The organism is Wandonia sp. (assembly GCF_984588085.1).
This window is the reverse complement of sequence record NZ_CFIGVI010000016.1, coordinates 21,008-33,719: the sequence shown is the minus strand read 5'-3', so window position 1 is coordinate 33,719 and position 12,712 is coordinate 21,008. Positions and strand designations below refer to the sequence as shown.

The 12,712-nt window shown below is 37.6% G+C and carries 12 protein-coding genes; 11 read left to right on the top strand and 1 reads right to left on the bottom strand.

Features of this window, described 5'->3' with window-relative positions; all coding sequences use genetic code 11:
• The first annotated feature begins 146 nt into the window (after positions 1-146).
• The 10 genes from AC4PL9_RS08300 (at position 147) to AC4PL9_RS08255 (ending at position 10,076) form a co-directional block, all read left to right on the top strand.
• Positions 147-1,385: an ABC transporter ATP-binding protein gene (locus tag AC4PL9_RS08300; RefSeq protein ID WP_491604285.1), complete on the top strand. Its 1,239-nt coding sequence runs from the start codon at positions 147-149 to the stop codon at positions 1,383-1,385.
• A 3-nt stretch (positions 1,386-1,388) separates the two neighbouring features.
• The gene (gene rfbF, locus AC4PL9_RS08295) at positions 1,389-2,165 is read left to right on the top strand and encodes a glucose-1-phosphate cytidylyltransferase (RefSeq protein WP_491604284.1); all 777 of its coding nucleotides are present in this window, start codon (positions 1,389-1,391) and stop codon (positions 2,163-2,165) included.
• Positions 2,159-3,229, top strand: coding sequence for a CDP-glucose 4,6-dehydratase (gene rfbG, locus AC4PL9_RS08290; protein WP_491604283.1), 1,071 nt, complete (start codon positions 2,159-2,161; stop codon positions 3,227-3,229). Before rfbF ends, rfbG begins: the two co-directional genes overlap by 7 nt.
• Entirely contained in the window at positions 3,230-3,778 is a 549-nt protein-coding gene (gene rfbC, locus AC4PL9_RS08285) for a dTDP-4-dehydrorhamnose 3,5-epimerase (protein ID WP_491604282.1), read from the top strand.
• Positions 3,775-4,998, top strand: coding sequence for a methyltransferase domain-containing protein (locus AC4PL9_RS08280; protein ID WP_491604281.1), 1,224 nt, complete (start codon positions 3,775-3,777; stop codon positions 4,996-4,998). Before rfbC ends, AC4PL9_RS08280 begins: the two co-directional genes overlap by 4 nt.
• 11 nt (positions 4,999-5,009) lie before the next feature.
• Positions 5,010-6,092, top strand: coding sequence for an acyltransferase family protein (locus AC4PL9_RS08275; RefSeq protein WP_491604280.1), 1,083 nt, complete (start codon positions 5,010-5,012; stop codon positions 6,090-6,092).
• Between the two features lie 3 nt (positions 6,093-6,095).
• A complete protein-coding gene (locus tag AC4PL9_RS08270; RefSeq protein ID WP_491604279.1) occupies positions 6,096-6,950 on the top strand; it encodes an NAD-dependent epimerase/dehydratase family protein in 855 nt (284 codons plus the stop codon).
• On the top strand, positions 6,937-7,635 hold the full coding sequence (locus tag AC4PL9_RS08265) for an LbetaH domain-containing protein (protein WP_491604278.1): 699 nt from the start codon (positions 6,937-6,939) through the stop codon (positions 7,633-7,635). The genes AC4PL9_RS08270 and AC4PL9_RS08265 overlap by 14 nt, the downstream gene beginning before the upstream one ends.
• Positions 7,628-8,872 (top strand): glycosyltransferase family 2 protein, encoded by a 1,245-nt coding sequence (locus AC4PL9_RS08260; protein ID WP_491604277.1) that lies wholly within the window; start codon positions 7,628-7,630, stop codon positions 8,870-8,872. The genes AC4PL9_RS08265 and AC4PL9_RS08260 overlap by 8 nt, the downstream gene beginning before the upstream one ends.
• Before the next feature lie 94 nt (positions 8,873-8,966).
• Positions 8,967-10,076: a glycosyltransferase family 4 protein gene (locus AC4PL9_RS08255; protein WP_491604276.1), complete on the top strand. Its 1,110-nt coding sequence runs from the start codon at positions 8,967-8,969 to the stop codon at positions 10,074-10,076.
• Here the strand turns inward: AC4PL9_RS08255 and AC4PL9_RS08250 are convergent.
• Complete coding sequence (locus tag AC4PL9_RS08250) at positions 10,069-11,271, bottom strand: glycosyltransferase (RefSeq protein WP_491604275.1); 1,203 nt, start codon at positions 11,269-11,271, stop codon at positions 10,069-10,071. The genes AC4PL9_RS08255 and AC4PL9_RS08250 overlap by 8 nt on opposite strands.
• A 51-nt stretch (positions 11,272-11,322) precedes the next feature.
• Between AC4PL9_RS08250 and AC4PL9_RS08245 the strand changes: the two genes are divergently transcribed.
• The gene (locus tag AC4PL9_RS08245; protein ID WP_491604274.1) at positions 11,323-12,618 is read left to right on the top strand and encodes a glycosyltransferase family protein; all 1,296 of its coding nucleotides are present in this window, start codon (positions 11,323-11,325) and stop codon (positions 12,616-12,618) included.
• Positions 12,619-12,712 lie beyond the last annotated feature (94 nt).

The window sequence follows — 12,712 nt, the reverse complement described above, 5'->3', positions numbered from 1 at the left end:
AGTAAAAATATGGAATTTATGCATCTGTTGCAAATGTTATACTAATCAAACATTAACAAAAGAATTTTGTAGTTGAATATTGAGTTTTAGATTTTTGCTTATAGTCAAATTATACTACATTTGGAGCAACTATTTATTGCAGCGCTGTGGAGAATTCAGTAATATCAATTCAAAATGTTTCAAAAGAATATAATATTGGAAGCAGCAAATCAGGCTCTATAAGAGAGTCATTAAGCCAATTCTCTAAACACAAACCATCCAAAGAGACATTTTTTGCCTTGAAAAGTATTAGCCTGGAGATACAACAAGGAGATGTTATAGGCATAATTGGTAAAAATGGCGCAGGTAAGAGTACGCTTTTAAAAGTTTTATCACAAATTACTAAACCAAGCAAGGGAAGAATTGAAATTTCCGGACGCGTTGCATCACTGCTTGAGGTGGGAACGGGGTTTCACCCTGAATTAACCGGGCGTGAAAATATTTTTCTGAATGGAACAATTCTGGGGATGACTCGCAAAGAGGTGAAGACGAAGTTTGATGAAATTGTTGCCTTTTCTGGTGTAAAACAATTTATTGACACCCCTGTAAAACACTATTCATCAGGCATGTATGTGCGATTGGCTTTTGCAGTAGCCGCTCATTTGGAGCCAGAGGTATTAATCATTGATGAAGTTTTGGCTGTAGGTGATGCCGAATTCCAAAAAAAGTGTCTCGGAAAAATGAAGGACGTAGCTAAGCATGGTCGCACCGTTTTATTTGTTAGTCATGACCTTGGTGCAGTTAGTTCATTGTGCAATAAAGGTGTGTATCTAAAAAATGGTACCATTGCTTTTAAAGGTGAAATAAATGATGTAATTAGCGCATATACAAATGATAGTACTAATGATGCGTTAGCAACAAAAATATATTCCAGAGAAGATAAGTTTGTCGAATTTGATGGCTCTGTTGAGTTACTAGAATTGTCGCTGATTAACACAAACCAAAAAACTATTACAGCCGTAAAAATTGATGAAAAGGTAGGTATTAAAATTAAATACAAACTTAATAGAGATTTTGTACATCAACCCGTTCCAAATATTCACTTTAGTCACAATTTAGGCGGAAAGTTATTTGTTTCGATTGCGAGTATTGATTCGAAGGCTAGTGACAGTTCAGGGATAAAAGAAATGATTATGTGGATACCGGCAAATTTTTTAAATGCAGGTTATTACAACGCAGGGTTGGCAATAAGTACTCTAAGTCCAGTACACGTTCATGTTGCAGATTATGAGGGTATTTCTTTTGAAGTAATCGACGATCTAGATTCGGAGGTACGGAACGGATACACAGGGAAGCTTGATGGCTATTTACGCCCGATGCTTGAATGGGAAAAAACGATTATCTAGAAAATGAAAGTAGTAATATTTGCCGGCGGGCTGGGAACGCGATTAGCAGAAGAAACAGATGTGCGACCTAAGCCCATGGTCGAAATCGGGGGACAACCAATTTTGTGGCATATCATGAAGCTTTATGCAGCACAAGGATTCAATGATTTTGTTATCTGTTTAGGGTACAAGGGATACGTCATTAAAGAATACTTCATTAACTATTTTTATCACAACTCCGATGTTACAATAGATTTGGCTAATAATCAATTAGAAGTGCATGATTCGAAAGCAGAAAACTTTAAGGTTACATTGGTTGATACGGGTTTGAATACGAAAACCGCAGGAAGGTTAAAACGGGTTCAAAGATACCTCAACAACGAACCATTCATGCTGACCTACGGAGATGGATTGGCAGATATTGATCTACAAAAACTACTGAAATTTCATAACGATCATGGTAAAATTGCTTCAGTAACAGCTGTACAGCCAGAAGGTCGATTTGGAGGCATGGAAATACAAGAAAATGGAACTGTGTCAGCTTTTAAGGAAAAGCCTATAGGTGATGGTCATTGGATAAACGGAGGATTTTTTGTTTTGCAACCAACTGTTTTTGAAATACTACCAGATAATTGTGACCACATCATGTGGGAAGAACTCCCAATGGATCAATTGACATTCAAGAATGAACTCGCTGCATTTAAACATCATGGATTTTGGAGGTGCATGGACGCATTACGTGATAAAGTTATTTTAGAAGAAATGTGGGATAGTGGTGCTCCAAAATGGAAGCTATGGTAAAGAATAAGCTCATTACATCCTACTATGGGAAAAGAGTTTTTTTAACTGGTCATACTGGTTTTAAAGGTTCCTGGATGGCAAAATGGCTTGACATGCTTGGTGCTGAAGTAACAGGATACGCCTTACCACCTCAAAATGAAGAGGTTCATGAACCATCTTATTCTAAGAACTATAAATCGATTTTAGGTGATATTACTAATTTTGAGTTCTTGAGGAAAGCAATAGAAGAAGCTCAACCGGATATCGTTTTTCATTTAGCCGCACAGCCATTAGTTCGATATTCTTATCGTGAACCATTAGAAACCTACGCAACCAATGTTATGGGAACCGCAAATGTTTTGGAGGCAATACGTGGTTGTGATAGTGTTCGAGCTGTAATTTGCGTAACCACAGATAAAGTTTACCAAAATGAAGAACGTCAAGAAGGCTACCGGGAGGAGGATAGACTTGGAGGATATGACCCATACAGTTCTTCAAAAGCATGCTCTGAGATGGTTATTGAGACATTCAGGAATTGTTTTTTTTCGAACGACAATTCAGAAGACAAACATAAAGCATTAATTGCCAGCGCAAGAGGTGGTAATGTAATCGGAGGAGGAGATTGGTCACAAGATCGAATTATACCAGATATAATTAGAGCAAAAATCAATACCATTCCCTTGGAAATTAGAAATCCAAATGCTGTTCGACCATGGCAACATGTTTTGGATTGCCTACTGGGATACTTGTCGTTGGGAATGCACCTTTTGGATGGTAAGGCAGAAAATGCCTCGGCATATAATTTTGGTCCACTATCCAATGAAAGACCCTTTACAGTTAACGAAATAGTAGGCTACGCTAAAAGCCTTTGGCCTTCGATTCCAATTATTTCACAACCATCCTCTCTCCACGAAACAACATTCCTTTCCTTGAATTGTGATAAAGCAGTTCAAGAGCTTAAATGGAAACCTTTTTTGTCAACAGAAGAAGCAGTTAATTGGACATTTGATTGGTATAATGCCTTTTTTCAAAATGAGTGTATTACAGAAAAACAAATCAACACATATCAAAATCTAATGGGATAAATGACATTTGTTGAACTAAACATACCAGGTGTAATTGAGGTCATTCCCGATTTAAAAGGCGACGAAAGAGGCGGATTTTTTCGTTCCTATTGTCAACAAGAGATGGATAAAATAAACATGAAGCCAATTGTTCAAATGAATCATTCATTTAACGCTCAAAAAGGCACATTACGGGGGCTACATTATCAGAAACCGCCGCACCAAGAGCAAAAATTAATTCGCTGTGTGCATGGGGCTGTTTGGGATGTATTTGTAGATCTGCGAAAAAACAGCCCGACATTTCTGCAATGGGACAAAGTAATTCTATCTGCTGAAAAAATGAATAGCATTTTTATCCCTGAAGGCATGGCACATGGTTTTATTGCCCTGGAGAATAATTCGGAATTGATTTACGCACATACGGCTTTTTATCAACCACAGTTTGAAGCAGGTCTGGCATTTGATGATGAAATGTTGAATATTACATGGCCGATAGAACCAACTATTATTTCGGATAGAGATCGTAATCACCCGCACCTGTCTGACGAATTTAAAGGAATTGAATTATGAATTGTAGACATTGTAATACGCCGTTAATTCATGTTTTTTGTGACCTTCAAACATGTCCGCCAAGCAATGCGATGGTAAATCAAGACCGGTTACTTGAGCCGGAAACCTATTTCCCACTCAAAACTTTCGTCTGTAATAGTTGCTGGCTAGTTCAGGTAGATGAACTGGAAAAGGCAGAAGCAATATTTAATTCGGAATACACTTATTTTTCATCTTTTTCTACCAGTTGGTTAGAACATGCTCGACGCTACACAGAGCAAATGATAGACCGGTTTGGATATGATGAATCCTCCATGATTGTCGAGATTGCTTCAAACGATGGATATTTATTACAATATTTTAAAGAAAAAAATATACCCGTTTTGGGTGTTGAACCGACTGCTAATACAGCCGCAGTTGCTAAAGAAAAGGGAATCGATTCTATAGTCGATTTTTTTGGCGCCAATCTAGCAGAGCAACAATTAAAAGCGAAAGCAGATTTAATTTTAGGTAACAATGTACTTGCACATGTACCAGACATCAATGATTTTGTCAAAGGTGTTAAATTAGCCCTAAAACCCGACGGTGTAAACACCTTTGAATTTCCCCACCTGTGTAAATTAGTCTCAGAAAATCAATTTGACACAATTTATCACGAACATTTTTCTTATTTATCTTTAACTGCTGTAAAAACAATATTCGAGGCACAGGGGTTGACAATCTTTGATGTGCAAGAAATATCTACTCATGGAGGTTCATTGCGCATTTTCGCAAAGCATACGGATTGTGTTTTACATAAAGTTACACCCAACGTACAACATATACTTGACAAGGAAAGAGACTTAGGAGTCACCAACCTATCCTATTACCAAGGTTTTCAGGCTAATGTGGATCAAATTAAATACCAAGTTTGGAACTTTTTAATTGATGCAAAGCGAGAAGGGAAAAAGGTAATCGGTTACGGTGCTGCAGCAAAAGGAAATACGTTGTTAAATTACGCAGGAATAAAAGGTAATGATTTAATTTCGTTTGTAGTAGATGCTTCACCTTACAAGCAAGGTAAGTTTTTGCCTGGCTCCAGGATTCCTGTTGTTGGGAAAGAACAAATAGACCAATTTAAACCTGATTACATCCTTATTTTTCCATGGAATCTGAAAACGGAAATTGCTTCCCAGCTAAATTATTGTAAATCTTGGGACGCAAAGTTTGTCGTTTTCGTGCCGAAGTTGTCTATTTTTTAACCCTTAGAAAGATGAAAGAAGTTACTTATTTCCAAAATCTTGATTCGCTTCGGTTCATTGCATTTTTTTTTGTTTTCCTTTCTCATTTAGGACCACAGTTTCATTTTGATCATGCAGATAGCCTCTCATTTTTAAATGTGGTTTTCCAACATGGAAGAACAGCGGTTTCTTTCTTTTTTGTTCTGAGTGGGTTTTTAATTAGTTATTTGTTGATCAAAGAGCGGTTTGCAACAAAAACAATCCACATAAAAGCCTTTTTTATTAAACGGATTTTTAGAATTTTACCCTTGTATTTTATTGTGTGCATTATTGGGTTTATGGTTATACCAATCATTTTTGGAGAGACCACAAATGAAAGTGTTTTACAACATCTGTTCCTTGGTGCCAACTTCAACCAAATCCAATTAGCATCCAGTGGCACAGAAAATTCGATGATTTTAGCGCCGTTATGGTCTATTGCAATTGAAGAACAATTTTATTTGGTTTGGCCTTTCCTGTTGTTGTCTTTAAAACCAAAACGCTACATCTATTTATTCGTATTCATTCTTTTAGTTTCTTATGGTTTTATCTATTTGAATAGGCACTCTTACATTATTCTAATGTTACATACAGTAAGTGTTTTGCCCGAATTTATGTTAGGCGCAATTGTGGCTTATTGGACGTATTCAAATGCAAAACCTATTCAAATAATACAAGAGCTCCCAAAATGGTTTTTAATTGTAGCTTATATCGTTTCGATTTCGCTGATTTTATATTTGCCACCTCCTTATTCCTATATTGCTAACCCGTTGATTTTTACTTTCATCATGTCAGAACAAGTTTTTGCAAAAAATTCGTTATTCAAAGTATCAAATATTCGAGGATTGGATTATTTGGGTAGAATATCTTACGGTTCATATATGTACCATTCCATTGTATTGTTTGTAGTAATGTACTTTTTTACTCAATGGAACTTGTTCTCCTGGAGTCCACTCTTTTTTAAACTACTTTTTATAATCCTTTGTTTCATGTTAACAATTGGATTAAGTTACTTGAGTTTTAATACAATCGAAAAATACTGTTTAAATCTTCGTAATCGTATTTTGAGTAAATAGAATATGAAAGTAGTTGTAACAGGAGCGACAGGTTTTATTGGAAATTATTTGATCCATGATTTACTGGATCGAAAAGTTCAGGTTTTTGCAACCTCAAGTAATCTCGGAAAGGCGAAAGAAAAAGACTGGTTTTCTCAAGTCTGCTATCAAGCCTTTTCTATTGGTGACGACATGAATGAAAGAATTGCTCGTTTTTTTGAGGATGCTGATGTGGTAATTCATTTGGCCTGGCAAGGATTGCCTGATTTCAAATCTGACAATCATACACACCTATACCTCAAGCAACAAAAAAAATTCATCTCACAACTTACAAGATTGAAAATTAAACGACTAATCAATATTGGAACGTGTCTCGAGTATGGTCTCCAGGAAGGTGGCTTGTCGGAAGAGATGCCTGTTTCTCCTGTTGTAAATTACGCCATTGCAAAAAATGAACTACGATTATATACTGAACAGTTCGAATCCAGTTTTGAAAACGGAACTTGTTGGATAAGGTTATTTTATATGTTTGGAGAAGGACAAAGCAAGAAGTCTTTTTTACCCCAGCTGCATCAAGCAATTATAGAACAACGCGAGGCTTTTGATATGTCAGACGGAGAGCAAGAGCGAGATTATTTACCTGTTCAAAAAGTTAGTGAATATATTGCGCGCATTGCTTTGAGTCAACATGCACAAGGAATTATAAATTGTGCTAGTGGTAAACCTATCAAAATTCGTACTTTAGCGGAAGAGTTTATTAAAAAAATGGATTCATCTATTCAGCTCAATTTAGGTGTCTATCCATACCCTGATTATGAACCAGTATGTTTTTGGGGTATTAATAATAAGATGAGAGGGATTTTAAATGAAGAAGTTTGAGGTTGACCTGTTAAAAACGATTCGTTCATTAAATAATGAACAGTTAGCAGTGTACATTACGCAACAATTGAATCATTTTTTTCCAGACAACCAACCTGTTTCTGAAAAGGAGGTTCTAAAAGCTATCCAAATTTCAGAAGAACGTATTTTTTACTGTTTTCAAAATATCCGAAAAAAGTATTTTCACACTGACGGGGTTACACAATTTAACCATCTCATAAGTGACCAATACTGCATGTATTTGTATATGCTTTCCAATTTCTATTACCGGGAAACAAAAGAGGAGCATCTATCAACGAAGTTATATTATTTAAATAAAGCGTTACATGCTGTAGATATTTTTTATACGTCACATTTACCCGATATTTTTCTATTAGTGCATCCACTTGGCACCATTATTGGCAGGGCAACATTTTCAGACTATTTCATTGCTTATCAAGGATGCACAGTTGGCTGTCTAAATGAAGGAATATTTCCGACCTTTACAGGTAAAACAATCATGTACGCGAATTCGAGTGTTCTTGGCAATTCAGTTATTGGAGACAATGTGTGCTTTGCTGCTAATTCAACAGTTATAAACAAAAATATTGATGCCAACAAAATAGTGATTGGGTCTACTCCCTCGCTATTTACAAGACCCAATACAAAAAGTATAGAAGAAAGACCCCCATTTGTTTATGGCTAATCAGACTCCTTTTTTTAGTATTGTCATACCGACAAAAAATCGTCCTCTATTGCTTCGCGATGCGATACTGAGTGTTCTTTGGCAGGATTTCACCGATTTTGAATTAATTATTTCGGATAACCATAATGACGAACAAACGCAACTTGTTTTGCAAGAGTTTGAGCCCATGCCTCAAGTGAAAATTATTAAACCTAGTGAGGAAATGAAAATGATAGATCACTGGGAATTTGCAACCACTCATGCGTTAGGTCAATATGTTATTCTGCTTGCAGACCGAAAAGTTTTGTATCAAGGTGCATTGAAAAAATTAAAAAACAACGCACAAAAATACCCCAGCATCAATGCCTTTTCCGTTGGTGTTCAAATGTACGATGAGGTAAATCATAAAATGGGTTGGTGCAATGCTATTGGCAAAACCAAGCAATGGAAATCAAGTGACTTGGTGTCTAATTTCGTGAACGAGAATCTATTTTCAAAAAAATCATTTGATATTTTCTTTCCAAAGACCTTAAATGGAATGTACAAAAACTCATTCGCCCAAAAGGTCCGTAATGAATTTGGCCACTATTTCAACACAAAGGGTGTAACAACACCAGATTACTCTTCGTTTTTTATCAATACAGCTTTGAATGATGAGATCGTGTATATAGGCGAAAAAATCATACTTACCCAAGGTGAACGAAGCAGTAACGGTAGAATTTTTGGGGCAGGGAAATTTCAAGCCTACATGGATTCATTGGGATATGAAGATCCTTATAAATATGTGCCGATTAAGGCTCCAATTATCTATAACTTGCTTGTTATAGATTATCTAAAAATACAAGATGTTGTAACCAACAACTCTGCACGAGGTAATCTGAACTGGTTTAATTATTTCAAAGTGAATTATTTTGAAATCTTAACTAAGCGCAACCAAGGATTAGACGATGAGGGCTTCAGGTATTTTACAGCAGCATGGGAAAAAGGTCTTCTAAACACTCCTGTAGCTATAGATGTGGAAATAGTGAAAGAAGTTGCTATGAATGATTTGAAAATCAATAATGAAGCCATAAAACATGATAAAATTAAACGCCTGTCTCATCATACCCGTGATTTTTTAGCCGCGCGTTTTTCGAAGAAAAGTATCCTGAATAAAGTATTTCCGTTTGAATTTAGAGATGTATTTCACGCAGCGGGTTTTGGGAATATATCAAACCATAAAGGGCAAAAATTCCGTTCAAAAACTACGAATACATAACCATGTCTTCAAAATCATATTTCAAAAATTTAGATCATATTCGGCCATTTGCATTTTTATCAACGTCTGAAACAGAAACTCAGTGGTTCATAATATGAAGATTATTCATGTCATACCTAATCTGCGAAAGGGAGGTGCTGAGCGCTTGTGCATCGATACCTGCCGAGCGCTTCAAAATACACAAGGAGTCGAGGTATTACTCATTAATCTATATCCAGAAAACGCCTATTCTTTTTTGACCAAAGAGCTTAACCGAAAGGTCATTCCAGCTAAAGTAACTCCCTCCATCCGCGGAAAATCGACCATTGAAATTGGTCACTTACAACAAGAATTAGAAGCCTTTCAACCCGATGTCATCCATGTGCATTTATTTGAGGCGTTGATGGTCGTGAGTCACTTGCATTTTTCAGCTCATTTAGTTGTGCATTTTCACGATAATATGGCGCAGTTTGAAAACTTTTCGTGGCGCACGTTACTCCATAAACAAAAGGTGACCAGTTTTTTTGAGAAACGAATCATTCTTAAATTATTAAAACAACATAAAGTTAGTTACATCGGGATTTCGGAACATACATATCGATACATAAGCAAGGTTCTTCCAAAATCGGCGCAAAAGGTTAAACTACTCAATGCCATAGAGACCAATCGTTTTCATGCTTCTCCTGAAAGTCAGCGTTCAAATGAACTTACTATGATTGCCAGCTTAGTGCCCAAAAAGGCACAACATCTTGCAATTCAGGTCGTGGCAGAATTAGTTCAACGTGGAATTAACCTCCGGTTGAATCTATTGGGAGATGGACCGGAAAAAGAAAAGCTGCAAGAATTAACTAAAAAGCTGAACCTTGAGCAACACATTCTATTTCATGGTAATGTAGACGATCCTGAGCGATTTTTGAAAAACTCCGTCGTTTATATCCACACGGCTCGTTATGAACCATTTGGCTTAGTCATTCTAGAAGCCATGGCAGCCGGTCTTCCTGTTGTCTGTACGGACGGAGGAGGCAACCGTGATCTGATACTTGATGGAGAAAACGGATTCCTGGTGACGTCAATCAATCCCGAAGATTTAGCCGATAAAATTGAATACTTGTTGAAACACGAAGATAAACGGAAGCAAATGGGAGAACAAGCGCAGCGTTTTGCAAAGGGGTTTGATATCGAACGCTATGCTACACAATTAATAACCATATATTCTGCTATGTAATATCTTGTAATGTTTTAACAAACTCCCTGTAATTAGCATCCGCGTTATACATTTTCTCCCAGGTCAAATAAGCCGCCTCTCCTTTAGCTTCGGCTATACTAGAATCAAAAAATTCGCAAATAGCTTCGGTGACTTCTTGTGTCGAGGGATGACCTGAGAGTAATTTGCCATTGGTATCATTCACAATCTCCCCATTTCCTCCTACGCTTGTTGCAATCACAGGTATCCCAAAACTCATCGCCTCCATAATTGAAACTGGAATCCCTTCTGAGGAACTCACATTGATAAACAAAGATGGACTATTTTCACCGTACCATTGCATCAATGCTTCATTTGATATATGTCCTTTGAAGATGTACGTTATGTTTGATCTCAACTGTTGTTTCGCTAATCGTTCTAATTGCTCTCGTTCCGGACCGTTTCCAAAATGCACCCATACCAATGAAACATCATGGATATAACTCAATGCTTCGATAATCAATTCAATACGCTTGAGTGGAATAAGATTCGAACAACTTACCAACGTAAAAGTCCCGGAAGGTGTAACTTTGTGCTGTGCGGAAACACCAAGACGTGAGACCGTAAGTTTGCCTGGATCTGAAACCCTCCATTTTTCAGTTATATAGTCCTTCCCTTTTTGCGAAATAGGATAAATAGCATTCAGCTGGTTGGTTATATAATGCCGAAAGGGTAAATAGTTTAGCGGATGAACGTCAAAGTACACATCCCATCCGTGCACACGCGAAACAGTTGCCACCTTATTGTATTTATTAAGCATGGCTATAGCAAGCGCAACGTCGTCGCACCAATAGGAATACAAAACCGTGTTATGATCAAGTGGGATTCGTTTAGTAAGCCGGCGTCGTATCTTTTTTGCTCGTGCTAAAGAAACCAGCATGGTTTTGAGTTTCCCCAACGTTAAACGTTCGCGATAGATGTTGTTGATAATATTGAACTCTTGCCACGCACGCCGGTCTAATATGCCTAACAATTTTTCGACCCCTGATAATTGAACCTTCAAAACCACAACATTACAATTAGATGGTACTGGTCGTTGCTCAGCTGAAGCAGGGTCGACAGCGACAATTGTCACCTGTTCGAAACTTTCGGACAAGTAATTAATTTCAGTTTCCAAAAACGTTTCGTTTGTTCCAAATGGAAACCCGGCCGTAATTAACACCAATTTTTTGTTCATCTTCAGCCTGATGTTTTACCTTTGTAAAGGTAACCAAACTAATTTAGTCGCTTGAAAAAAATCCTCCTCATATCCTATTTCTATCCCCCCTGTAACCTAACGGCAGCACAACGTGTCGCTGGGTGGGCGAAGTATTTGCACGAGAGCGGCTATTACCCGATTGTGGTTACGCGGAACTGGGATAAGCATATAGAGCAATCCGAAGATGTATTGTATTCTAGCGGCACCTCATTACAAGTAGAAAAAAGGGGAACACACGAAGTACATTATGTTCCCTACAAATCAGGTTTAAGAGATCGAATTTTCACACGCTTATCAGGCACTAAGCTTCAGGCGTTAAGCAAACTCTTCACGGCATTGGAGTTGATCATGGAAAACTTTTCAATGCGCTTTATCCCACACCGAAACATGTACAGGTATGCGGACAAGTTATTGTCCGATGATAGATCTATTCAACAAGTCATTATTTCCGGAAATCCCTTCAACCAATTTGCATTTGGCTATCACCTAAAAAAACGACACCCTATTCAATGGATTGCCGATTACCGGGATGATTGGAATACATCCGAATTGGAAGTCAAACCCTATGCTTCGTCACGGCTCATTGCTAAGCTACAAGCACGCAGCGAAAAAAAATGGGTGGGTACAGCGGTGTGTATTACTTCCGTGTCTCAATACTATGTGCAAAAAATCGCACAGTTTGTAAAACGTCCAGGTTATGTTGTTCTCAATGGCTATGATTTTGAATTACCAAATCCCTGCCCACAACCCGAGTCAGATGTTTTCCGCATCACTTATAATGGAAGTTTATATCCCAGTCAACCAATCGAAGTCTTTCTGGAAGCTGTTAAAAGTGTGATTCGTTGTAACGATAAGATATTGCCCATTGAAGTTCATTTTCCCGGATTGGCATATGATCCAGTTCAAAAAATACGAGTAGAAGCGTTAACCAAAGACATTCAAGCACACATTTTTATTACCCCCCGTTTACCAAAAGAAGAGGTAATCGACTTGCAATTGCGATCGGACGTGTTATTAATGGTTGCGCACAATAATATTAAAGGAATACCTTCCAGTAAGTTATTTGAGTACATTGGGTTGGAGCGTACCATTTTGGTTTGTCCTACAGACAGCGACGTTATTGAAGAAATGGTTACGACAACTGCTACTGGTTATACAGTGCAATCAATAGATGAATGTATCCGTGTTTTGACAGAACTCATACACAAAAAGCGGATGAACGAACCCTTAACTACACACGCTGATACAATTGTACGTAACCAATACAGCCGCCGTTACCAGGCGAAAGTATTGGGTGAGTTGTTGGACAGCATGACATCAGCTTAATTTCAGTTTTGATTAGCTCACATTCTTTCGACAAAGACGACAGTATCAAAGGGGAGCCAGAGGTAGGATACCTCTAATAACTCATACTACTCAC